Annotated in this window: 23 protein-coding genes; 12 read left to right on the top strand and 11 right to left on the bottom strand. The window is 72.8% G+C overall.

Going from position 1 to position 22666, the window contains the following annotated elements:
- Window positions 1-18 precede the first annotated feature (18 nt).
- The 3 genes from AB0O19_RS34415 to AB0O19_RS34405 all read right to left on the bottom strand — a co-directional run bounded on the left by AB0O19_RS34415 (window position 19) and on the right by AB0O19_RS34405 (window position 2714).
- On the bottom strand, window positions 19-516 hold the full coding sequence (locus tag AB0O19_RS34415) for a hypothetical protein (RefSeq protein WP_363580746.1): 498 nt from the start codon (window positions 514-516) through the stop codon (window positions 19-21).
- Between the two features lie 126 nt (window positions 517-642).
- On the bottom strand, window positions 643-1869 hold the full coding sequence (gene kynU, locus AB0O19_RS34410; protein ID WP_363625195.1) for a kynureninase: 1227 nt from the start codon (window positions 1867-1869) through the stop codon (window positions 643-645).
- Window positions 1870-1883: 14 nt separating this feature from the next.
- The gene (locus AB0O19_RS34405) at window positions 1884-2714 is read right to left on the bottom strand and encodes a tryptophan 2,3-dioxygenase family protein (RefSeq protein ID WP_363580750.1); all 831 of its coding nucleotides are present in this window, start codon (window positions 2712-2714) and stop codon (window positions 1884-1886) included.
- Between the two features lie 215 nt (window positions 2715-2929).
- On the opposite strand from AB0O19_RS34405, the gene AB0O19_RS34400 reads away from it, so the two are divergent.
- Together AB0O19_RS34400 and AB0O19_RS34395 are read left to right on the top strand one after the other, a co-directional pair.
- Window positions 2930-3373: an Lrp/AsnC family transcriptional regulator gene (locus AB0O19_RS34400; RefSeq protein ID WP_063347413.1), complete on the top strand. Its 444-nt coding sequence runs from the start codon at window positions 2930-2932 to the stop codon at window positions 3371-3373.
- A gap of 76 nt (window positions 3374-3449) precedes the next feature.
- Window positions 3450-3995 carry an NADPH-dependent FMN reductase gene (locus AB0O19_RS34395; RefSeq protein WP_363625193.1) on the top strand — a complete coding sequence of 182 codons (546 nt, stop codon included), beginning with the start codon at window positions 3450-3452 and terminating at the stop codon, window positions 3993-3995.
- A 31-nt stretch (window positions 3996-4026) separates the two neighbouring features.
- On the opposite strand, the gene AB0O19_RS34390 is transcribed toward AB0O19_RS34395, so the two are convergent.
- Window positions 4027-4659 carry a MarC family protein gene (locus AB0O19_RS34390; RefSeq protein ID WP_363625191.1) on the bottom strand — a complete coding sequence of 211 codons (633 nt, stop codon included), beginning with the start codon at window positions 4657-4659 and terminating at the stop codon, window positions 4027-4029.
- Between the two features lie 195 nt (window positions 4660-4854).
- Between AB0O19_RS34390 and AB0O19_RS34385 the strand changes: the two genes are divergently transcribed.
- The 3 genes from AB0O19_RS34385 to AB0O19_RS34375 all read left to right on the top strand — a co-directional run bounded on the left by AB0O19_RS34385 (window position 4855) and on the right by AB0O19_RS34375 (window position 8387).
- A complete protein-coding gene (locus AB0O19_RS34385) occupies window positions 4855-5415 on the top strand; it encodes a DoxX family membrane protein (protein ID WP_363580756.1) in 561 nt (186 codons plus the stop codon).
- Between the two features lie 151 nt (window positions 5416-5566).
- Window positions 5567-6193 carry a hypothetical protein gene (locus AB0O19_RS34380; protein WP_363625189.1) on the top strand — a complete coding sequence of 209 codons (627 nt, stop codon included), beginning with the start codon at window positions 5567-5569 and terminating at the stop codon, window positions 6191-6193.
- A gap of 364 nt (window positions 6194-6557) precedes the next feature.
- The gene (locus AB0O19_RS34375) at window positions 6558-8387 is read left to right on the top strand and encodes a glycosyl hydrolase family 18 protein (protein ID WP_363580760.1); all 1830 of its coding nucleotides are present in this window, start codon (window positions 6558-6560) and stop codon (window positions 8385-8387) included.
- A 132-nt stretch (window positions 8388-8519) separates the two neighbouring features.
- On the opposite strand, the gene AB0O19_RS34370 is transcribed toward AB0O19_RS34375, so the two are convergent.
- On the bottom strand, window positions 8520-9080 hold the full coding sequence (locus tag AB0O19_RS34370) for a MarR family transcriptional regulator (protein ID WP_363580762.1): 561 nt from the start codon (window positions 9078-9080) through the stop codon (window positions 8520-8522).
- Window positions 9081-9226: 146 nt separating this feature from the next.
- On the opposite strand from AB0O19_RS34370, the gene AB0O19_RS34365 reads away from it, so the two are divergent.
- The 4 genes from AB0O19_RS34365 (at window position 9227) to AB0O19_RS34350 (ending at window position 14043) form a co-directional block, all read left to right on the top strand.
- Window positions 9227-10531 (top strand): MFS transporter, encoded by a 1305-nt coding sequence (locus AB0O19_RS34365; RefSeq protein WP_363625187.1) that lies wholly within the window; start codon window positions 9227-9229, stop codon window positions 10529-10531.
- 232 nt (window positions 10532-10763) lie between these two features.
- A complete protein-coding gene (locus AB0O19_RS34360) occupies window positions 10764-12386 on the top strand; it encodes a phospholipid carrier-dependent glycosyltransferase (RefSeq protein WP_363625185.1) in 1623 nt (540 codons plus the stop codon).
- Between the two features lie 50 nt (window positions 12387-12436).
- Window positions 12437-13153: an ABC transporter permease gene (locus AB0O19_RS34355; RefSeq protein ID WP_363580974.1), complete on the top strand. Its 717-nt coding sequence runs from the start codon at window positions 12437-12439 to the stop codon at window positions 13151-13153.
- Window positions 13154-13452: 299 nt separating this feature from the next.
- Window positions 13453-14043: a TMEM165/GDT1 family protein gene (locus tag AB0O19_RS34350; protein ID WP_350878273.1), complete on the top strand. Its 591-nt coding sequence runs from the start codon at window positions 13453-13455 to the stop codon at window positions 14041-14043.
- Between the two features lie 17 nt (window positions 14044-14060).
- Here AB0O19_RS34350 and AB0O19_RS34345 read toward each other — a convergent pair whose 3' ends face one another.
- Window positions 14061-15203: a peptidoglycan-binding protein gene (locus AB0O19_RS34345; protein WP_363625183.1), complete on the bottom strand. Its 1143-nt coding sequence runs from the start codon at window positions 15201-15203 to the stop codon at window positions 14061-14063.
- A gap of 403 nt (window positions 15204-15606) precedes the next feature.
- On the opposite strand from AB0O19_RS34345, the gene AB0O19_RS34340 reads away from it, so the two are divergent.
- On the top strand, window positions 15607-17679 hold the full coding sequence (locus tag AB0O19_RS34340) for an MFS transporter (protein ID WP_363625181.1): 2073 nt from the start codon (window positions 15607-15609) through the stop codon (window positions 17677-17679).
- Here the strand turns inward: AB0O19_RS34340 and AB0O19_RS34335 are convergent.
- Together AB0O19_RS34335 and AB0O19_RS34330 are read right to left on the bottom strand one after the other, a co-directional pair.
- Window positions 17676-18605: a S41 family peptidase gene (locus AB0O19_RS34335; RefSeq protein ID WP_363625179.1), complete on the bottom strand. Its 930-nt coding sequence runs from the start codon at window positions 18603-18605 to the stop codon at window positions 17676-17678. The two genes, AB0O19_RS34340 and AB0O19_RS34335, sit on opposite strands and share 4 nt — an antisense overlap.
- Before the next feature lie 157 nt (window positions 18606-18762).
- Window positions 18763-19287, bottom strand: a complete 525-nt coding sequence (locus tag AB0O19_RS34330) for a MarR family transcriptional regulator (RefSeq protein ID WP_363625177.1) — start codon at window positions 19285-19287, stop codon at window positions 18763-18765.
- 63 nt (window positions 19288-19350) lie between these two features.
- Between AB0O19_RS34330 and AB0O19_RS34325 the strand changes: the two genes are divergently transcribed.
- Entirely contained in the window at window positions 19351-19761 is a 411-nt protein-coding gene (locus AB0O19_RS34325; RefSeq protein WP_363625175.1) for a cupin, read from the top strand.
- Between the two features lie 84 nt (window positions 19762-19845).
- Here AB0O19_RS34325 and AB0O19_RS34320 read toward each other — a convergent pair whose 3' ends face one another.
- The gene (locus AB0O19_RS34320) at window positions 19846-20034 is read right to left on the bottom strand and encodes a hypothetical protein (protein ID WP_363580777.1); all 189 of its coding nucleotides are present in this window, start codon (window positions 20032-20034) and stop codon (window positions 19846-19848) included.
- Between the two features lie 213 nt (window positions 20035-20247).
- Here AB0O19_RS34320 and AB0O19_RS34315 point away from each other — a divergent pair, with 213 nt between their 5' ends.
- Entirely contained in the window at window positions 20248-20574 is a 327-nt protein-coding gene (locus AB0O19_RS34315; protein ID WP_363580788.1) for an antibiotic biosynthesis monooxygenase, read from the top strand.
- Between the two features lie 71 nt (window positions 20575-20645).
- Here AB0O19_RS34315 and AB0O19_RS34310 read toward each other — a convergent pair whose 3' ends face one another.
- On the bottom strand, window positions 20646-21359 hold the full coding sequence (locus AB0O19_RS34310) for a creatininase family protein (protein WP_363625173.1): 714 nt from the start codon (window positions 21357-21359) through the stop codon (window positions 20646-20648).
- A 17-nt stretch (window positions 21360-21376) separates the two neighbouring features.
- On the bottom strand, window positions 21377-22660 hold the full coding sequence (locus tag AB0O19_RS34305) for a hypothetical protein (RefSeq protein WP_363625171.1): 1284 nt from the start codon (window positions 22658-22660) through the stop codon (window positions 21377-21379).
- Window positions 22661-22666: the final 6 nt, after the last annotated feature.

Below are 22666 nucleotides of genomic sequence, written 5' to 3'. Positions count from 1 at the left end.
CGAGGGGCCGACGGCGGCTCAGCGGGAGCGGAAGAAGCGGTCCACCGTGCGGCGGCCGGCGGCGACGGCGTGCACCGGTTCACCGACCACCCGGCCGGCCAGCGTCACGGCCAACTCTCCTACGTCCTGCCGGAGTTGTTCGGCGGCTTCGGCCCGGTCGGCGGCGATCCGCGCGTGGGTGGCGGTGACCAGCCGGTCCCGGTCGCGGATGCCCTCCGCGCGGGCCGCGGCGACGGCCGCCGCGCCCTGCTCGGCGTACTCCTGTCGGATCCGGGCCGCCTCGTGCCGGGCCTGGGCCAGTTCCTGCCGGCCGGCGTCGTGGGCGGCCTCGGCTTCGGCGCGGATGGCTTCGGCGCGTTCGGCGCGGCCCTCGGTCGCGTCCCACCGCTCGGCCTGGATCCGCTCGACGCGGGGGAGGATGCGGTGGCCCAGCGTCCACGTGATCAGGAAGAACAGGGTCAACCCCAGGGCCAGCATGAAGGGTTCGGGCGAAAGCGGTCCGAGTTCGATGTTCACGCAAACCTCCCCTTGTGGCTGACGGTGAGTCAATCAGGAGGTTTCCCAAGGGCGATGAGGGTCGAACTTTACCTGGGCATGACGTGCGTCACTGTTCCACGGTGGGCCGCGGCGCGGCGCCGGGCCTCAGGTCACCTCGCCCCGGCGGGAGAACCGCTCCTCCCGCCACTCCCCGCCGGCCAGCACCTCGGCCAGCTCCCGGGCCGCGTCCCAGACGTCGGTGTACGAGAGGTACAGCGGGGTGAAGCCGAACCGCATGAGGTCGGGCGCGCGGAAGTCCCCGATCACGCCGCGCGCGATCAGCGCCTGCACCACCGGGTAGCCGTCGGCGTGCCGCAGCGCGACCTGGCTGCCCCGCCGGGCGTGCTCGCGCGGGGTCACCACCTCGATCCCGTCCAGCCCCTCGACCAGTCCGATGAACAGGTCGGTCAGGGCCAGGCTCTTCGCCCGGACGGCGGCCGGGTCGGCGCGCTCCCAGACGTCCAGGCTCGCGCCCAGCGCGGCCTGCCCGAGCAGCGACGGCGAACTGGTCAGGAAGCGCCCGATGCCCGGCTTGGGGTCGTACCCGGGCTCGAAGGCGAACGGGCGGGCGTGCCCGAACCAGCCGCTCAGCGGCTGCCGCGGGCCGGCCGCGAGGTGCCGCTCGGCGACGTACAGGAAGGCCGGCGAGCCGGGGCCGCCGTTCAGGTACTTGTAGGTGCAGCCGACCGCGAAGTCCGCTCCCGCGGCGCCGAGTTCGACCGGCAGCGCGCCCACCGAGTGGCAGACGTCCCAGATCATCAGCGCGCCCGCGGCCTGCACCCGGGCGGTGATCCCGGGCAGGTCCAGCAGCTCGCCGGTGCGGTAGTCCACGTGCGAGAGGACGACCGCGGCGACGTCGCCGTCCAGGTGCCGGTCCAGCTCCTCGGGCCGGACCAGCACGCTGCGCGCGCCCTCGACCAGGCCGGTGGCGCCCTCGGCGATGTACAGGTCGGTCGGGAACGCCTCGCCGTCGCCCAGCACCGTGCGCCGCCCGGGGCGCAGCCGCAGCGCGGCGACGAGCACCTTGAACAGGTTCACCGAGGTGGTGTCGCAGACCACCACCTCCTCCGGCCCAGCCCCGACCAGCGGGGCGATCCGCCGCCCCAGCCGGTAGGGCTGCTCGAACCAGCCGGCGTCGTTCCAGCTGCGGATCAGCTCCCGGCCCCACTCCTCCTCGACCACCTGCCGCACCCGCTCCGCGGTGCGCACCGGCAGCGCGCCGAGCGAGTTCCCGTCCAGGTAGACCACCCCGTCCGGCAGGGCGAACTCCTTGCGGAACGCCGCCAGCGGGTCGACGGCGTCCAGCGCCGCGCACTCCTCGCGCGTGACCATGCCCATCCCCTCGTTCACAGCTCGTCCCGGATCGTCCACAGCTCCGGGAACACGTCCTGCTCGGCGGACCTGCGCAGCCAGCTCAGCCCGCTGGAGCCGCCCGAGCCGGGCTTGCCGCCCATGGTCCGCTTGACCGCGGACAGGTGGCGCTGGCGCCAGCGGGTGACCCGCTCGGCGACGTCCAGCAGCGCCTCGGCGAGCGGCCGCAGTCCGGCGTGCTCCGGGTCGGTGTAGACCAGGCGCCAGGCCGCGGCGACCTCGTCGCTGGCGCGGTAGCGCTCCTCGGAGGGCTCCGGGCGCAGCGGCAGGCCGCGCCGGGCCAGCAGGGCCAGCGCGTCGTCGTACAGGCCGGGGGAGCGCAGCGCCTCGGTCAGCTCGGCCTGCGTCCGCGGCATCCCGTCGTACATCGTGAGCAGTGCGGCGTTCTTGTTGCCGAGCAGGAACTCCAGGTGCAGGAAGGCCGCGGACTGGAAGCCGGAGGCCTGGCCGAACGCCGCGCGGAAGCCGTTGAACTCCTGCGGCGTCATGGTGGCCAGCAGGTCCCAGGACTCCACCAGCACGTCCTGCACGTGGGTGCCGCGCCGCAGCGCGGCCAGTGCGGCGGGCAGGTCGTCCTCGCGCAGCGCGCGCTGGGCGAGCGTCCACTCGTGCCGCAACAGGTCGAACAGCAGCTCCATCACCTGCGTGGTGACGATGAACGACAGCTCGGCCGGCACCTTGCTGCGCGGGTGCTGCAGGCTGTGCAGCTCGTCCAGGCACACGTAGCGGGCGTACGGGGTGCCCCGATCCGGCTCCCCGCGCCGACCGAACGACAGGCTGGGCGTCTCCACCGTGTCGTGCCCCATCCCGATTCCTCCTGATCCACCCGGGCCCGTCGCCCGGACCGGCGACCAGACGGACGGCCTGGTTCCACCGGGGTGCCCATTGTGCGGCGGTGCGACCCCCCGGTTGAATGGTCGACGGACACCGCAACCGCGATCCGGGCTGTTGTTCACGAGGCGTTCGGCCGATTCGCTTTACGATCGCGAAACCACCCGTTCCAGTCACTCCGGGAGCCGCCATGGACGCCGTCGACCGCCGCCTGCTGGCCGAGTTGCAGACCGACGCCAGGCTCTCCTACAACGAACTCTCCCGCCGGGTGAGCCTGTCCGCACCCGCGGTGGCCGAACGGGTCCGCCGACTGGAGTCCGACGGCGTGATCACCGGGTACCACGCCCACGTGGACCTCAGCCGGGCCGGACTGCCGATCACCGCGCTGGTCCAGATCCAGTGCTACGGTCCGCGCTGCGTGCTGCGCGACCCCCAGGTGGCCGCCTGGCCGGAGGTGCTCCAGTTGCACCGGGTCACCGGAGGGGCCTGCTGCGCGCTGCTGGTCGCGGTGCCCACGATGGCCGATTTCGAGGCCCTGTGCGACCGGCTCGGCGGCTACGGCCAGCCGTCCAGCTCGATGATCCTCTCCAGCCCGGTGCCCTGGCGGCCGGTGGTCGCGCCCGCCGGGGCGTAGGAGCCGTAGCGCCACAGCGCGATGGCGCCGTCGCGACCGCCGAGCGGCCCGGGGCCGGAACGGTAGGTTCCTCGGCATGCCGAACGAGCGCCACATCCTGCTGCTGCCCGGGAGCCTGCGGGCCGGTTCCGCCAACGAGACGGTGCTGCGCACCGCCGCCGCCGTGGCCGCCGCCACCCCGGGCCTGCGGGCCACCTACTACGCGGGGCTGGCCGGCCTGCCGCACTTCAACCCGGACCACGACACCGACCCGCTGCCCGGGCCGGTGGCCGCCCTGCGCGCCGCCGTCGAGGCCGCCGACGCGCTGCTGGTCTGCACCCCCGAGTACGCCGGGACGCTGCCCGGCTCCTTCAAGAACCTGCTGGACTGGACGGTCGGCGGGACGGAGATCGCGGACAAGCCCGCCGGCTGGATCAACGCGGCGGGCCCGGGCCGGGGCCAGGGCGCCGAGGCCACCCTGCGCACCGTCCTCGGCTACACCGGCGCGGCGGTGGTGGACGGGGCCTGCGTCCGCATCCCGCTGGACCGCGGGACGGTCGGCCCGGACGGGCTGGTCGCCGATCCGCTGGTGCGGGAGCGGATCGGGGAGGTGCTGGCCCGGCTGGCGGCGGCCGCGGCCTGACGGGTGGCGGCCTGACGGGCGGCGGCCGGGCTCAGTGCCCTTCGGGCAGGTGGACCCCGAGCCCGGCCAGGCCGGTCAGGAACAGCTCCACGCCGACCGCCGCCAGCAGCAGCCCGAGCAGCCGGGAGAGCACCTCCAGCGAGGTGCGGTGGGTGCGCTGCATCAGCGGCGCCAGCAGGGCCACGCAGACGTAGTTGATCACCACGACCGCGAGGTAGGCCCCGCCGATGGTGGCCTTCCAGCTCCAGTCGTTGCGGGCGAGCGAGGCGACCAGCACGGCGGTGATCGCGAGCGGGCTGGCGATGTACGGCAGCAGCAGTTCGCGGATGCCGTCCACCATCGGGTTCGGCAGGTGGTCGTCGTCCTCGTTCTCGCCGCCGAGGTGGACGCCGAAGACCAGCGCGACCGCGTAGATGAAGAAGATCGTCCCGCCGGCGAGCTGCAGCGACTGGTCGCTGATGTGGAAGAGCGTGGTGACCTCGTCCGCGGTGAAGCCGAGCACCAGGCCGATCACCGCCGAGATGATCGTGCTCCACGCCGCCAGCCGTCGCAGTTCCCGGGTGCTCCGGGTGGAGGCCAGCCGGGCGAAGGCCAGCAGGACCTTGGGCGGGCCGACCACGGCGAAGAAGGTGATGAAGGCGCTGCTCAGATTGAAGACGAACATGCGCCAAGCATGACCGCGGCGGTCGGTGCGGCCGCTCCGCCACGCCCCGCGGTCGGGCGTGGCGTGGATCTCGCCGGGGAGCGGTTCATTCCCGGTCGCCGACGAATTCGCCCGGATGGCCGTCCCGGCTCGAACGGGTGCGCGCTCTCGGCTCCCATGGAAGTCGGATCACCTCCCCGGGAACGAGGATGCGACATGTGTCTGAACCGTAAGGACCTGGGCCTGCTGGCCCTGCGCGGCGCGGTCGGCGGGGTGCTGATCGCGCACGGCACCCAGAAGCTGTTCGGCTGGTTCGGCGGCGGAGGCCTGGAGGGCACCGCCCAGGCGATGGAGCACATGGGCTTCCACCCGGGCCGGCAGAGCGCCATCGCGGCGGGCGCCGGTGAGGCGGGCGGCGGCGTGCTGCTGGTCGCCGGGCTGGCCACCGGCGCGGCCGGCGCGGTGGTGGCCGGGACGATGGCCGGCGCGGTGGCGGTGCACGCCCCCGGGGGCTTCTTCGCGACCTCCGGCGGCTACGAGTACCCGGCCTTCCTCGGCGCGGCCGGGCTGGCGCTCGGCCTGGCCGGTCCGGGGCGGTACTCGCTGGACCACCTGACCTGCCACGTCCTCGACCAGCCGTGGATGGGCCTGGTGGCCTTCGCGGGGTCCGTCGCCGGGGCGTACGGCGTGGTGGCGCGGCGCCGGCACGTGGTGCGGCTGCGCGAGGAGCGGGCCGCGATGGAGGCGGACGAGCAGGAGGGCTCGGGGCTGTCCTGACGCGCCGGCGGCCCCCGGGCGGCCCTCGCCGGCCTGCTCGCCCCGGTCACCCGGAGGCACCAGTCCTGCTGGCGGCCACTGGGCGGCCCTCGGAGGGTGGTCGGGAAGGCGTGCCGGGCAGCCCGGCGCCGGGGCAGAAACGAGGGACCGCATGGACCGCATGGACCGCCAGCCGCTCACCCGGATCGGTTCGAGGCCGCGGATCACCGCGCGGCAGCTGGACGCGCCGCCGGTGCGCCGCCAACGCCGGGCGGTGGCCGGGGTGTTGGCCGCCACCATGGTCGCCGCGGCGGCGCTGGCGGGCTGCTCCTCCGGAAAGAGCGCGAGCAGCGTGGCCACCTCGGCCTCCGCCGCGATCGAGCGGGGCGCCTCGGCCGCGGCCTCCGCCGCCTCGGCGCTGGCCTCGGTGGCGGGCGGAGCGGGGGCGGTGATCGCCTCGGCGGAGGCGCGGGCCTCGGCGGCGGTGTCGGCGGCCTCCTCGGCGGTCTCCGGGATCAAGGGCGGGCTGGACGCCAAGGGTGACGTGGCCGTCGGGGCGGTGAGCACCGGCTCGGACGGCAGGGCGCAGGTGGAGCTGACCGTCACCAACCACGGGCAGCAGTCGTACCGGTACGTGATCCAGGTCGACTTCACCGACGACTCCGGCACGGTGCAGGACGCGACCGCGGTGACGGTCCAGGACGTGGCGGCCGGCCGGAGCGCCCAGGCCACCGCGCGCAGCAACCGGGACCTCTCGGGCAGCCTGAAGGCCGTGGTGGCGAACGCGCTGCGCTACTGACTTCCCCGCCACTGACTTCCCGCTGCTGACTTCCCGCTACTGGCTCGCAGGTCAGCGCGGGTGCCGGGCGGGGGCCGAACCTTAAGCGCGGCTCAAGGCCCAACGGGACCCCTTGACGGGGGAGTTGGTCTAGTCCATTTTTATTGCCCAGGTGCAGGGAGCCCCTGAACCGGCGTCAACGGCCTCGTGCCGTGGGCGCCGGTTCGGCACATCCCGGTGTCCGTCCAGGCCCGATCCCGCTGATCCCGCTCGATTCCCCGCACGATTCCCCGCACTGAGCTGTCATGTCCCGGTCGCCCGACCCCACCTCGGGCGCACCCCCACGGGACGACGGAAAACCCCCACAACCAGGAGTCACGCACCCATGCTGCGTTCACGCATTGAAAGGGCCGGGACCCCGGCTCCGACGGGCGGCCGTCGACGCCGCCCGAAGAGCCTGGCCGCCGTCGCGGCCGGCACCGCCGCCTCCGTGCTGCTCGGCGCGGGCCTCGCGCTGACCGGCGGCGCCGCGGCCAACGCCGCGACCACCAACACCACCGGCGCGGCCGCCACCAGCGGCGGCATCAAGGTCGCCTACTACGACCAGTGGTCGGTCTACGCCAACGCGTACTACCCGAAGACGATCCAGGACACCGGCGTGGCCGGGAAGCTCGACTACCTGATCTACGACTTCGCGAACATCCACCCGACCGACCTGGGCTGTTTCGAGGCGACCAAGGCCGCCGACACGAACGACAACAACCCCAACGCGGGTGACGGCGCGGCCGACGCGTTCGCCGACTACCAGAAGAGCTTCGGCGCGGACATCTCGGTCGACGGCGTCGGTGACGTCTGGAACCAGCCGATCGCGGGCAACTTCAACCAGCTGAAGAAGCTGAAGGCGAAGAACCCCAACCTCAAGATCCTGCTCTCGATCGGCGGTTGGACCTACTCCAAGTACTTCTCGCCGGCCTCCGCCACGGACGCCTCGCGCAAGCACCTGGTCTCGTCCTGCCTCGACATGTTCATCAAGGGCAACCTCCCGAGCGACGCCGGCTACGGCGGCCCGGGCTCCGGCGCCGGCATCTTCGACGGCATCGACATCGACTGGGAGTACCCGGGCGGCGGCGGCCACACCGGCAACATCTCCAGCCCGGCCGACAAGCAGAACTTCACGGCGCTGCTGAAGGAGTTCCGCACCCAGCTGGACGCCCAGGGCAAGGCCGACAACAAGACCTACGCCCTGTCGGCGGCGGTCGGCGCCGGCCAGGACAAGATCATGAACGTCGAGACCGACAAGATCGGTCAGTACCTCACCTTCCTCGACGTCATGACCTACGACATGCACGGCGGCTGGGACGCCCAGGGGCCGACCAACCACCAGGCCGCGCTCTATGCGGGCCCGAACGACCCGTCGACCCCGGTCAAGCCGGGCCACGGCAAGTACTCGATCGACAACGCCATCAAGGCGTGGACGGTCGGCGACGCGGACTACGGGATCCCCGGCGGCTTCCCCGCCAACAAGATCAACATGGGTGTGCCGTTCTACTACCGCGGCTGGACCGGCGTCCAGAACAACGGCAAGAACGGCCTGTTCCAGCCCGCCGCCAGCCCGGCGACCGGCGCGGCGATGTCCGGCAACGTCCCCGGCATCCAGATGTACAAGGAGCTCGCGGGCTTCGTCGACAACCCGTCCAGGACCTTCTGGGACGACGACGCCAAGGCCACGTACTTCTACGACGGCAACACCTTCTGGAGCGGCGAGGACACCCGGTCGATCCAGGCCAAGCTCGACTACGCGCACTGCAACGGCCTCGGCGGCTCCTTCGCCTTCTCGCTGTACGACCTGGGCACCAAGACCGGCCTGTTCGACACGATGGTGAACGCCACCAACGGCTCCGCCGCCGGTTGCCCGGCCCCGCCGACCGGCACCCCGAGCAGCACGGCGACCCCGACCCAGACCCCGACCGGCACGCCCACGGGCACGCCGACCGGCACCCCCACGGGTACCCCGACCGGTACCCCCACCGGCACCCCGACCTCGCCGGCCGGCTGCCCGGCCGCCCCGAGCTGGGACGCCAACACCACCTACGCGGCCGGCGGCACCAAGGTCTCGTGGAAGGGCCACTACTACACCAACAAGTGGTGGACCAAGGGCGATGACCCGAGCCAGAGCGGCCAGTGGGGCGTCTGGACCGACAACGGCGCCTGCTGACCCCTCGGGCGGCACGGACTGAGGGCCTGACGGACCCTCGCAGCACCTGAACCAAGCGGTCCGGCCCGCCGGGGGAGCACCCCCGGCGGGCCGGACTCGTTGCGTTTCGGGGGCGCGACCCGGGCGCGCGGCTCAGGCCAGGTCGGCGGTGCGCCCGAGCGCGTCCGGCTGGCTCTCCTCGATCCGCCGCAGCATCCGCGCCAGCATCGCGGACAGCACGGCCCGCTCCTCGCCCGTGACGTCCTGGAGCAGCTCCTCCTCGAACACCGCCGCCATCCGCATCGACTCCAGCCACTTGTCGCGGCCGTTCTCGGTCAGCTCGATGATCACCCGGACCCGGTTGGTCTCGTCGCGCTCCCGGGTGACGAGGTCCTCGGTCACCATCCGGTCGATCCGGTGCGTCATCGCGGCCGGGGTGAGCCCGAGCCGCTTGGCCAGCTCGCCCGGTCCGAGCTGGTACGGGCTGCCGGAGACCACCAGTGCCTTGAGCACCTCCCACTCGGCGGCCGTGATTCCCAGCACAGTCAGCTGCCGGTCGTAGGCCACGCCCATCCGCCGGGCGACCCGGGACAGGGTCTGCACGATGGTCTCCACCTGGGGGTCGACGGTGGGGAATTCCCGCTGGTAGACGGCCACCTGCTCGGTGATGCCGAGCTCCCTGGCGGTGGCCGGCGGGGGCTTGTCCGTAGTCATGCGGACCAGTGTCGCACGGGGGCGTGCATCTCTTAAGCCTTTGACTCCACACTCTTCCAGTGCTAAGAATTTATCTTGTCAAACTTTAGCTCTGAAATCTTCTGGACTTAAGAGTATCCAGTTGAATCCAGGAAGGGATGTGCACGGTGACCGGCACGGTGAAGCAGCAGGGGCGGCAGCGACGCGGGGCGGGCGGCCCGCTGCGCCGCGTCCAGATCGGCAACGCGCTCAGCGCGTTCGGCAGCGGCTTCACGATGCCGTACATGTTCGTGTACGTGGACCAGGTGCGCGGGCTGGGTTCGCTGGCGGCCGGGATGGTGTTCACCGTCTTCGCGCTGGCGGCGCTCGCCGTCCTGCCGTTCACCGGTCGCGGCATCGACCGGTACGGCCCCCGCCCGGTCCTGCTGGCCGGTACGGCGCTCGCCGCCACCGGCGCGTTCGCCTTCGGCCACGCCACCGGCACCCCGGCCCTGCTGGTCTCCTCCTTCCTGTTCGGCGCGGGTGTCACCACCTGCCAGCCGGCGCTCGCCACGATGATCGTCCGCTGCTCGACGGCCGCGACCCGCTCGCACGCCTTCGCGCTCCAGTTCACCCTGGTCAACCTGGGCATGGGCATCGGCGCCCTGGTCGGCGGCCAGATCGTGAACGTCGCCGACCCGGCCAGCCTCACCCGGCTGTTCACCATCGAGGCGGCGACCTTCCTCGGCCTGGCCCTGGTCACCGGCACCGCCCGGATGCCGGCCAACCCGCTGATCCCCCTCCAGGAGAAGAGCGACGGCCCGACCGGCCTGCGCGCGCTGGTCGCCGACAAGGCGATGCTGCGGCTCTGCGCGCTCGCCGGGCTGATCTTCTTCACCTGCTACGGCCAGTTCGAGTCCGGCGTCGCGGCCTTCGCCACCGACACCGTCGGCACCGCACCCTCCACCCTGGGCTTCGCGATCGGCGCCAACGCGCTGACCATCGTCGTCCTGCAGATGTTCATGGTGCGGATCACCGCGCGCCGCCGCCGCACCACCGCGATGGCCGCGGCCGGCGTGGTCTGGCTCGGCGCCTGGGCGATGGCCCTGGTGGCCGGCCTGATCCGGACCGAGACCATGGCCGCCACGGTCGCGATCGTCTCGATCTACGCCCTGTTCGGCGTCGGCGAGTCGCTGCTCGCGCCCACCATGGGCCCGATCGTCGCCGACCTCGCCCCGGCCCGGCTGCTCGGCACCTACAACTCCGGGTACGCCCTGGTGAAGCAGATCGCCATCGCGGTCGGCCCGGCCGTCGGCGTGCTGCTGGTCGGCTCCGGCACCTGGCCGCTCTACCTCGCGGCCATGGCGGGCTCCACGCTGCTGGTCGTCGTCCTGGCGCTGCGGCTGCGCCCGTACCTCACGCCGGAGCAGGACAACGCGGCCCCGGCCGTGGTCCGCACCACGGTCGTCCGGGAGTTGCAGACGGCGGCGTGACCGCCGACGTGGGGCTGTGGGCGGCTGCGTGACCGCCGGCGGGAAGTTGCGGACGGCGGCGTGACCGCCGATCGAACAGGCGTGTCGACGGGCGCCGACCGGGTCACCTGGTCGGCGCCCGTCGCGCTTGGCTTCGCGACCACCGCCACATAGTGTCAGTGGCTGTTGGCCGCCCGGCCCGGTCGGTACAGGAGACCCGGCCGGCACAGGAGACAGGCGAATCGGCGAGGCAATGACGCAAGCGGCGCTCACGCACCCCCCGGCGGCCCAGGCCCCGGCCCCCGCCGCCCCGGCACCGGCCCGGGGCCGGCTGCTCCGCCTGCCGGCCGACTGGTCCGGCTGGCTCGGGCCGATCGGCGTCGCGCTCTTCGCGGGCCTCCTGCGGTTCTGGAACCTCGGCTACCCCAACGCCTTCGTCTTCGACGAGACGTACTACCCCAAGGACGCCTGGTCGCTGCTGCGGCAGGGCTACGAGGGCAGCTGGCCGGACCACGCCAACGCCGACGTCCTGGCCGTCCCGCAGCACATCCCGCTCACCTCCGCGCCCGAGTTCATCGCCCACCCGCCGCTCGGCAAATGGGTGATGGCGATCGGCGAACAGCTGTTCGGCCTGCACCCCTTCGGCTGGCGGTTCATGACCGCCCTGCTCGGCACCGTCACCGTGCTGATGCTCGCCCGGATCGGCCGCCGGCTCTTCGGCTCCACCCTGATCGGCTGCACCGCGGCCCTGTTGATGGCCGTCGACGGCCTCCAGCTGGTGATGAGCCGGGTCGGGCTGCTCGACGGCATCCAGATGTTCTTCGTGCTCGCCGCCTTCGGCAGCCTCCTGATCGACCGCGACCACGTCCGCGCCCGGCTGGCCGGCATCACCGACGGCGACGGCGACCGCGTCCGGCTCGGCCTGCGGCCCTGGCGGATCGCCGCCGGGGTGCTCCTCGGCGCCGCCTGCGCCGTCAAGTGGAACGGCGCGATGATCCTCGCCGCCTTCGGCCTGCTGACCGTCCTGTGGGACCAGTCCGGCCGACGCGGGGCCGGCGCCCGCCGCCCCTGGCGCTCGATGCTGCGCCGCGACGCCGTCCCCGCCTTCCTCGCCATGGTCGGCTCCGCCCTGGTGGTGTACGTCGGCGCCTGGGCCGGCTGGCTCGCCAGCGGCGGCAACGGCGAGGGCGGGTATGACCGGCACTGGGCCGACGGCCGTCCCGGCCTGTCCCCGGACACCTTCCTCGGCGTCCCGCTGCCGCAGGTGTCGATGAGCTGGGTGCCCGCGCCGCTGCGCAGCCTGTGGCACTACCACTCGCAGATGTACGACTTCAACACCGGGCTGAGCACCCCGCACACCTACCAGTCCAACCCCTTCAGCTGGCTGGTCGTCGGCCGCCCCGTCTCCATGTACTGGGAGCAGGTCCCGAACGGGCAGCACGGCTGCACCGCCACCGGCGGCTGCGCGTCCCAGATCCTCGGCCTCGGCACCCCGCTGCTCTGGTGGACGGCCTGCTTCGCCCTGGTCTACCTGCTGTGGCGCTGGTTCTTCCGCCGGGACTGGCGCTCGGGCGCCGTGCTGTGCGCCGTCGCCGGGATCTACCTGCCCTGGTTCCAGTACCAGGAGCGGACCGTCTTCTCCTTCTACATGGTCGTCCTGGTGCCGTTCCTGTGCCTGGCCGTCGCGCAGATGCTCGGGGCGATCCTCGGCCCGGCCGGATGCAGCCCCGAACGCCGCCGGATCGGCGCGGCCGGCGCCGGGCTGATCGTGCTCGCCATCGTCGCCTGCTTCGCCTTCTTCTACCCGCTGTACACGGCGGAGGTGATCCCGATGACGTCCTGGCAGGACCGGATGTGGTTCACCAGCTGGATCTGACACCGGTGACCCTGTCCGCCGCAGGCGGCCAGCTGCTACCCGTCACCCCGATGCTCGGGGTGGTCACCGCCGCCCTGCTGCTGGCCGCCGTCGCGGTCGCCGGCCGGGGCCTGCTCGGCCACGGGCACGCGGTGCTGCGGGCCGGACTGCGCGCGGTGGTGCAACTGGCCGCCGTCGCCGCGGTGATCAGCTGGGTGGTCGGCTCGCTCTGGTGGTCGGCGCTGTTCGTGCTGCTGATGTTCACCGTCGCGGTGCGCACCGCCGGGCGGCGGATGACCCCCGGCCCCGGCTGGGTCTGGGCGGCCGCGCCGATCGGCGCCGGCGTGCTGCCGGTGCTCGCCCTGCTGCTGGCCGTCGGGCTGCTGCCGGCCAAGGGCCTGTCCGTCATCCCCGTCGCGGGCATCCTGATCGGCGGCGCGCTCACCGCCACCTCGCTGGCCGGGCGGCGCGCCCTCGACGAACTGCGGCAGCGCCGCGGCGAGGTGGAGGCGGCCCTGGCGCTCGGCTTCGAGGACCGCGACGCCCGGCTGGAGATCTGCCGCACCGCCGCCGCGACCTCGCTGGTGCCCGCCCTCGACCAGACCCGGACGGTCGGCCTGGTCACCCTCCCCGGCGCCTTCGTCGGCATGCTGCTCGGCGGCGCCTCGCCCGTCCAGGCGGGGGCGGTGCAGCTGTTCGTGCTGGTCGGGCTGCTCGCGGTGGAGTCGGTGGCGATCGTGGTGGTGCTGGAGCTGGTCGGCCGGGGGCTGGTGAACGCGGGCTGGTGAGCGTGGGTTGGTGAGCGCGGGGTACCGGGCCGGGGCGGGTGCCGGACGGGGGCGGGGACCGGGCCGCCTTGGGTGCCGGACGCGGTCGGGTACCCTTGAGCACGTTGAAGGGGAGTAGCCCTCCACCGGACCGTCGACATACTGGCCCTCACGGGCCCGGCGCCCGGGGCACCCGATCCTCCGGGGTCTGTGCCGGCGAGACCTTCGGCCGCAGTGCTGTGACCATGACCAGTGCTGTCGGGCCGAAGCGTCCCCTGACGGACCTGCGGAGGCCGGGCAGCCCGACCGAGGGACCCTTTCTGATGAGTTTGACCGTGGCCGCGCTGACGTTCGGCATCATCTTCCTGGCCGAACTGCCGGACAAGACCGCGCTGGCCAGCCTCGTACTCGGCACCAAGTACCGTGCCAGCTACGTCTTCGCGGGTGTCGCCGCCGCGATGGGCGTTCAGGTCGTCCTCGCCCTCGCCGCCGGGCACCTGCTCTCGCTGCTGCCGCACCGCTGGGTGGAGGGCGTGACCGGCGTGCTGTTCCTGGCCGGCGCGGCCATGCTGCTGTTCCACGGCGGGGGTGACGACGAGGAGGGGCACGCCGCCAAGGAGCCGTCCTCGAACAGCTTCTGGAAGGTGGCCGGGGCCAGCTTCGTGGTCGTCGCGGTCGCCGAGTTCGGTGACCTGACCCAGATCATGACCGCCAACCTGGCCGCCAAGTACGCCGATCCGCTGGCCGTCGGCCTCGGCGCCTGGCTGGCGCTGTGCGCGGTCGGCGGGCTCGCCATCGTGGGCGGGCAGAAGCTGCTCAAGTACGTGCCGATGAAGCTGATCATCCGGGTCGCGGCGGCGATCATGGTGGTGCTGGCGGGCATCAGCATCTTCGGGGCGATCACCGGCTGATCCCTTGTTCGCGGGGCTCAGCAGCCCGGGTCGGCCTCCAGGGCGGCCCGGGTCTTCGGGCCGTAGACGTAGGTCTCGCCCTTGATCCGGTTGCTGGTCTGGTAGTCGCCGAGCACCGACCTGGTCCAGAAGTCGAAGGTGCCAGTGATCATCGACTTGTCGACGTATCCGCACTCGGCCGCCCACAACCGCTGCTGCATGTCCTTGACGTCGGCGCCGGTCATCCCGATCTGGAGCACCCGGGTGGTCGGGGTCGGGGTCGGGGTGGGGGTCGGCGTCGGAGTCGGCGAGGGCGTCGCGGTGGTGGGGGTGGGCGTGGGTGTCGGGGGTGCGGTCGGGGCGGAAGCCGGGGCCGGGGGAGCGGCGACCGGGGCCTGGGTGGTCGGCGTCGGCGCCGGGGTGGCCGTCTTCGTCGGGCTCGGCTTGCGGGTGGGGGACGACGTCGGACTCGGCGCCTCGCTGGTCGGCTGCGGGGTGGCCGGGTCCGTCGGTGCCGGGGCGGTCGGCTCCACCGGCGCGGGCGCCAGGGTGGTGGGCAGCGGCTGCGCCTGCCGGGTCGTCGGCGCGGGCGAGGGCGTCACCGCGTACGCGATGCCGATGGTGAGCGCGACCAGGCCGGCGCCCACCCCGGCCAGCAGCAGCTTGTGCCGGGCCAGCGGGTTCTGCGCGGCCTGCTCGGCGGCTCTGCGCGCGGCCCGGCCGCCGACGGGCTCCGGCTCGGGCCCGGGCGTCGCGTGGTCGAAGGGGAAGACTCCGAGGTCGCCGCCGGACGCGGCCTGCGGGGCCGTCGCCGCCGCGTAAGCGCCCGGCCCGGAGGCGGGCACCGGCGGCAGCACGGTGGTGGCGTAGGCGTCGGCGTCCGGCCCCAGCGGGGGAACCACGGGAGGGGCAGCGGCGGGCGGGGGCGCGGCGGGGTGGACGGGGGCCGGCTGTCCCGGGGCGACCGGCGGCAGGACGGCGGTCGCGAACGGGTCGACGGCGGGGACGTCCGCCACGGGCTCCTCGGCGACCTGGCCGACCGCCTGCGGCACGTACGGGCGGACCAGCGGCGGGCCTTCGAGGTGCGGGAGGACGGCCGTCTCGGTGAGGCTCGGGTCCGGGACGCAGCCGCACCCGGTGGAGCGTGCGGTGCCGCACGTCGGGCAGTGCTGGTCCGGCATCGGCCGGTCCTCCTCGGTTCTCGGGCGGTCTCCGTGCCCCGGGGCGGTTCCCGGGCTCACGATCGCGCCTGATTATGCAGGACGTCCCGGAGGGGGGACAGGGGCGTCCGGACCCGGGCGGGGGTGTTGTGCCGGTTGGTGGCGGTTGTCTCCCGAGGAACGGTCGGGGGGCGGCGGATGTCCCCGGTGCCGGCGGTCGGGTCGGTGCGGTGGGTGTGGTCGGCTCGGCTCGGTGCGTCCTGGGTCGGCAGGCCCGGAGGGTCCGCTCGGGCAGGCCCGGAGGCTACGTTCGGCTCAATCCGGGGGAGCAAACCAGGGCATTTCTGACAGCATGGTGAGCTGGGAGTGATCATCCGCACGGGCCCGCCGCCTCGGCCGGGGCCCGCGACCCTACGGAGCCGCCATGACGGACTCGCGCGCCGCGTCCGACCGCAGCCCGGCGTACGAGCCCGGCCCGCCGGAGGTCACCACCCCCAACCTCTGGGTGCCGATCGGCGCCCTGCTGCTGGCGATGCTGCTCGCCGCCCTCGACCAGACCATCGTCTCCACCGCGCTGCCCACCATCGTCAGCGACCTCGGCGGCCTGGACCACATCTCCTGGGTGGTCACCGCCTACCTGCTGGCCTCCACCGCCGCCACCCCGCTCTGGGGCAAGCTCGGCGACATGTACGGCCGGAAGCGCTTCTTCCAGGCCTCCATCGTGATCTTCCTGCTCGGCTCCGTACTCTGCGGCATCGCCCAGAACATGGGCGAACTCATCGCCTTCCGCGCGCTGCAGGGCCTGGGCGGCGGCGGGCTGATCGTGCTCACCCAGGCCATCGTCGGCGACCTCGTCTCCCCCCGGGACCGCGGCAAGTACCAGGGCCTCTTCGGCGCCGTCTTCGGCGTGACCAGCGTCCTCGGGCCGCTGCTCGGCGGCCTGTTCGTCGACAACCTCAGCTGGCGCTGGGTCTTCTACATCAACCTGCCGATCGGCATCGTCGCCCTGGTGGTGATCGCCGCCGTCCTGCACGGGCAGGAGGTCAGGCGCCGGCACCGGATCGACTACCTCGGCACCGTGCTGATCGCCGCCGTCGCCACCTGCCTGGTGCTGATGACCTCCCTCGGCGGCACCACCTGGGGCTGGACCTCCTGGCAGATCGTCGGGCTCGGCGTGCTCGGCCTGGTGCTGCTGCTCGCCTTCGTCCTGGTCGAGCGGACGGCCAGCGAACCGGTGCTGCCGCTGCGGCTGTTCCGCTCCCGGACGTTCAGCCTGGTCGCGGTGATCTCCTTCGTGGTCGGCTTCGCGATGTTCGGCGCCCTCACCTACCTGCCGACCTTCCTCCAGGTCGTCATGCAGGTCTCGCCCACCCTGTCCGGCATCCACATGCTGCCGATGGTGCTCGGCATGCTGTTCACCTCGATCGGCTCCGGCCAGATCGTCGCCCGCACCGGCCACTACCGGATCTTCCCGATCGCCGGGACGGCCGTCACCACCGTCGGCCTGCTGCTGCTCTCCCGGCTCGACGAGCACAGCAGCACCACGGAGATGAGCCTCTACTTCCTGGTCTTCGGCCTCGGGCTGGGCCTGGTCATGCAGGTACTGGTGCTGATCGTGCAGAACTCCGTCGGCTACCAGGACCTCGGCGTCGCCACCGCCGGCGCCACCTTCTTCCGCTCCATCGGCGCCTCCTTCGGCGTCTCCATCTTCGGCACCCTGTTCGCCAGCGGGCTGCGCGACCGGCTCGCCGACGCCCTCACCGGCCTGCCGCTGCCGCCCGGCTTCCACCCCGAGGCCGTCACCTCCGACCCACGGGTGATCACCCGGCTGCCCGCCGTCGCCCAGGAAGCCGTCCACCACGCGTACGCCGAGTCGATCACCAGGGTGTTCCTGTACGCGGTGCCCGTCGCGATGGTCGCCTTCGTGCTGTCGCTGTTCCTGCGCGAGCAGAAGCTGCGCTCCACCGCCACCGCGCCCGACCTGAGCGGATCCATCGGCCTCAACCCCGTCCAACGCTCGTCGCTGGACGAGATCGCCCGCGCGCTCTCGGTGCTGAGCTCCCGCGAGGCCCGGCGCGACCTCTTCCGGCGGATCACCGAGGGGGCCGGGCTGGACCTCCAACCCGCCTCCAGCTGGCTGCTGTTGCAGATGCACCACCACGGCTCGGTCGAGCCGGCCGAACTCGCCGAGCGGCGGATCATCCCGATCGCCGTCATCGAGAGCGCCGTCCGGGAAGTCGAGGGCCGGGGCCTCGCCGTCCGCAGCGGCGGGCTGCCGCTACGGCTCACCGAACCGGGGGCGGAGGCGGCCGTCAAGCTGGTCGCCGCCCGGCGCTCGCAACTCGCCGACCTGCTCGGCGACTGGGACGAGCAGCAGTACGCCGACCTCGCCGACCTGCTCACCCGCCTCAGTTCCACCCTCTGCGCCGACCGGCGCGACCGCCCCGACCGACCGGCTCACGAGCCGCCGTACCGGGGCGAGGGGCGGTCGTTCTAGCCCGCCTCGCAGGGGGTCTGGTGGGAGAGCCAGGTGACGGCGGCGGCGAGCGTGGGGTCGTCGTCCGTGCGGGGGTCGGCCGTTTCGACCGCCTCGTCCGGCTCGATCGGGCCCTCGTGCACCCTGCCGGTGCGGTCGGCCTCGGCGGCGCCGGTGAGCAGCAGGACGGCGCCGTCCGACAGCCGGTGGGCGGCGTTGCCGGTGGGCACCCCGTAGGTGGGCTGGCCGAAGCTGCGGGTGGCCGGGCGGCCGATGAAGGCGATGGCGACCGCCTCGCCCGCGCTGCCGGTCGCGCGGCCGGTGAGGACGGCGACGGGCGTTCCGGGCGTCTTGCCGTGGTGGGTGGGCGCCTTGTCGTGCTGGGTGGCGGGGGAAGCCTGCGGGGCGCCGTCCAGGTACGGCACGCCGTCGCGGACCGACCAGGTGCTGCGGGTGCCGTCCGCGGTGACGAAGGCGCCCAGCGGGCCGTCGCCGAGGACCGGCGCCGCGACGGCCAGCGGGGCCCACATCCCGCCCCCGGTCTCGTTGCGCAGGTCCACCACCCAGCCGCAGGCGCTCGCTTCGGCGACGGCGGCACGGCCGCGGGTGACGTACTCGGCGTAGGTGCGCTCCGATCCGTTCACCGCCGGGAGGGTCAACTGGGCTATTCGGCCGGGGAGTTGCCGGGTGGTCGGGGCGTTCACTGCCTCCGGGTCGGCGTCGACCCTCGCCGCCTGGTCGGGCGGGTAGAAGCGGCTGTGGTGGTCGTCGAGGGCGGTGACGGCGGCGCTGATCGCGGTGTGGGTGTCGGCCGGGGTGCGGGCCGTGGCCGCCTGGGCGAAGGCCTGGGTGCGGAGCTTCGGCCAGTCCACCTTCGCGGTGTTGAGGGACTTCTGCTGGATGAGGTCCAGGGCCTCGGAGAGGTAGCCGCGGGCCTCGGGGGACATGTGCTCGGGGGCTGGTGATTCGGGGGCCGGTGATTCGGGGGCCGGCGAGGAGCACGCCGCGAGCACCAGTACGGCCGCCGCCGCAACCGTCCGTCCCGGCCGCCTCATCCGCTGCCCCCTCCGCTTGCCCCTGGTTCGTGTCGCTCCTGATCCTCCCTCACGGACTCCCGAACCAGCGAGGGGTGTCGAGGCGGAACGGGTCGCCGGGGGCGAGCAGGCGCAGGGCCGTCTCCACCTCGCGCAGGCGCTCCTCGCCCAGGGTGGCGGACCACTCGGCGCGCAGCTCGTCGAAGATCCGGGCTGACCGGACCAGGCAGTCCACCCCGCGGGCGGTCAGCCGGACCACCTTGCGGCGGGCGTCGGCCGGGTCGCCGCCGCGCTCGACGTAGCCGAGCTGCTCCAGGTTCTCGACGGTCTTGCCGGCGGCCTGCTTGGAGACGCCGAGCCGGCGGCCGAGTTCGACGGCGGTGGTGCCGTGCGGTCCGATCGCCTGGAAGACGAAGCCGTGCATGGGCCGCAGGTCGGGGTGGCCCTCGCGGGCGATGCGCTCGTGCAACTCGTCGATGATCGTCCGGAAGGCGAGCAGCAGGCGCAGCGGCAACTCGAAGCCGGGCGGGGCGGGTTCGCTCGTGGGTGCGCTCGTGGGTGCGCTGGTGGGTGTGCTCGCGGGCTCGCTTGACATAGGTAGACAACCTCATTGACCATATGGACAACGCCATTGACCATCTTAGGGGGTTCCCTCGCCATGCCCGTGATCCGCCACACCGACGCCCGTCGCACCGAGACGCCGAACGCCGTCATGACCACCTACGCCTCACCCACCCAGGGCTCAACCGCCCTCGCCCTGTGGCAGGTCGACATGACGGCCGGAAAGAGCGGCCCGCTGCACGCCATGGACGTCGAACAGATCTGGACGCTGCTCACCGGCACCGCCACCGTCGCCCTCCCCGACGGCCCGGTGCCCCTCACCGCCGGCGACACCCTCGTCCTCCCCGCCGACCTCGCCCGCCAGATCACCACAGCCGACGGCTTCACCGCCATCGTCGCCGGGCCGTCCCCCGCCCACGCCTACAACCCCGACGCCGTCACCCCCGAAGGCGCCTGCGGCCTCGCCCCCCGCGACGCCGAGCGCCTCCTCCCGCCGTGGATCGCCTGACCCGCGAGGCGGCCCGGCGGTCCGGGCACGGGTACGGGGACGGTCGAGGGCCTACCCCTGACCGTCCCCGCCCGGTCCTCGCCGCTACTTCCGGTCGTCGATGTCGTCCTGGAGGTCGTCCAGGTTCTGCTGACCCTGCTGTTGGCCCTGCTGCTGGGTCTGGGCGGCCTTCTGCTGGGCGTCGTCCCCCTTCGGGGGCTTGCTGCCGAGGCGCGACTTCGCCTCCTCCTCCAACTGCTCGGCCTTGTCCCGGAACTTGTCGCCGATACCCATGGCTGTGCCCCATTCGGTTGGATTTCGGGTTCTCCAACCAGGCTTGCACGCACCTTCTCCGCCTGCACTTCGGGCAAGTTGCCGCAGAGCGTCACGATCGACAGGCCCCGGATCGCCCGACCCGCGCGGTGTGAGGTGTAGGAGACTGCTGACCGCAGACAGTCACCGGACCGGCGGCCGCACCCGCGGCCCCGGCGGAGCAGAAGGAGCGGCATGTCCGTCGTCAAGATCAACGTACTGACGGTTCCCGCCGAGCAGCGGGAGGTCCTGGAGCAGCGCTTCGCCTCCCGCGCCGGCGCGGTGGAGAACTCGGACGGCTTCGAGTGGTTCGAGCTCCTCCGCCCCGTCGAGGGCACCGACCAGTACCTCGTCTACACCCGCTGGCGCAGCGAGGAGGACTTCAAGGCGTGGATGGAGGGCCCCATGCAGGCCGCCCACCGCCCCGCCGCCCCGGAGGGCGAGGCCCCCAAGCGCCCCGCCGCCTCCGGCTCCACCCTCTGGTCCTTCGAGGTCGTCCAGTCCGCCGGCCCCAAGGCCTGACGCCTCACTTCGCGGTTGTTCGCTTTTCCCTTCGGGCCCTTCCCCAGCCGGGGCAGGGCCCGAAGTGCCTCTCAGCCGCCCACGAGGATCGAGAGATGCGCGGCGGCAGATTGGGACAGGCTGTCGAGGAGGGCTCGGCCCTTCGCCGCCGTTCCGAGGGAGGGCTGCCCGATGATGCCGTTCTTCGTGTACCCGGCCATGCCGAGCGTGAGCAGGTGCGGGCGCTCGGGGGCGGAGTGGTCGTCCTGCTCGATGCCGTCGCGGATGAGCTCCGGGGCGCCGTGAAGGAGGAGCGACACCTCCAACTCGCCGCCGTGCATGTCCTCCGCGCCGCTGCTCACCAGGCCCGCCGCCTCGCGGGCCTGGTGCCAGTCCTCGCGGACCGGGAAGAGGGCGACGCGCGGGCCGGAGGTGTTGGCCTCCTGGACGACGTTGGAGAGGACGTAGTTGCCCCCATGGCCGTTCACGATGAGCAGGCCGGGAACGCCGGACGCCTGGAGCGACTTCCAGATGTCGTTGACGACGGCGTAGAGCGTGGCGGCGCTGATGCTGACGGTGCCGGGCATGTGGGCGTGCTCATGCGAGCAGGACACCGTGATGGGCGGCAGGAGCAACAGGCCGTAGTCGGCGGCGATCCGTTGGGCGATCAGGCCGGCGACGACGGTGTCGGTGGTGAGCGGCAGATGGTCGCCGTGCTGCTCGAAGCTGCCGACCGGCAGTACGGCGATCTTGGCGCCGCGCCGGCGTTCGTCCGCGGAGGTGGCGGCCGTGATCAGTGCGTCCATGGACCCACCCTCTCTCATCAGCCTGTCGCAGGTCGAGAGGGCGCCGTGCCGCTCATCAGCTTCAACCGGCCGGTGAAGGTGGCGACTTCGGCCACGGTGTTCCACCGCCGGAGGGCCTTGTCTGCGGCGGACAGTTCCGCCATCGCTCGCGCGGACTCGGTGTCGATGGCGATCGACAGCGCGCGGTCCGCCGCCGCGGCAGCCTGCTCCGGCTCGCCGGACACCGCGTAGGCGCGGGCGAGCCGGGAGAGGTACACACCTTGGTCGTTGCGGTACACCGGAGGGAGCGCCCGGAGCTCGGCCTCGAACATGGCCACCGCCGTGAGCGGGTCACCCAGTTCGAGCAGGCAGTTCGCGCGCTGCATCTCGATGTACGTCGGCGTGCAGTAGGCCATGTCGAGGACATCGTCGCGGTGCTTGTCGTCCGGTGACGCGGCCAGCTCGTGGGCCTCGTCGAACTTGGCCTGGGCGAAGCGCTGGTTGCCCATGAGCGCGTGCCCTTGGGCCTCCTGCTGCGCGGCCAGGGCTCGGATGCGCGGGGTCGCCCCGGGTGAGCGTTGGGCGGCGCGTGCCAGCCCGACGGCCTGCTGCGCGTTGCGGCGGGCCGTCGCCTGGTTGCTCTTCCTGAACAGGAGGTAGGCGGCCATGACGTCGTCGCCGGACTCCTGCGCCCACTCCATGGCGCGGTCCGACCAGTACATGGCCTGGTCGAAGTCGCCCAGGTCCTGGTTCAGCCAGCCCAGGAACTCGGCGGTCCGGGCACCGATGGTGAGGATCTCGGCCCTGGCGCTCCCGTCGGCGGATCGCTGGAGACGGTCGAGTACTTCGACGTGCCGGGTGACCGGGTCGAGCGCGTGGCGGGATCCCAGAAGGTTGGCGGTCCTGTAGTGGCCGGGCATCACCTCGCGGAGGTGGCAGGCGAAGAACTCGGGGTCGACGGGCGGGCTGGGCCTTGCGGCGGCGAGATGGGGCTCGATCACACAGTGCTTTGCCTGGGGCGGCGCAGTTGCTTGCTCCCAATCCCGGGTGGCCAGGCCCACCATGTGACCCGGGATGTGGAGGCCGTCCGCGATGCGTTCGACGAGATCGATCTTCTCGATCCGCCGCTTCCCAGCCATTACCTCGCCGACACGGCTCGGGGTCAGGTCGCAGGCTCGCGCGATGAGCGACGGGTAGACGCCGACCAGTTTGAGCAGCCGGAATACGGCGGCGAAGTCCCGCTGTCGGCACGCGGCGATCATCTCAGGATTGGCGAGCAGACCTGATGGAAGCCGGTCCGGAAGGCGAGCTTCGGTCACCATTGCCCC

It is taken from the genome of Kitasatospora sp. NPDC091276, assembly GCF_040684355.1.
Taxonomy (GTDB): domain Bacteria; phylum Actinomycetota; class Actinomycetes; order Streptomycetales; family Streptomycetaceae; genus Kitasatospora.
Note: the sequence above shows the minus strand (reverse complement) of the source record. Positions and strands in the feature narration are given on the sequence as shown.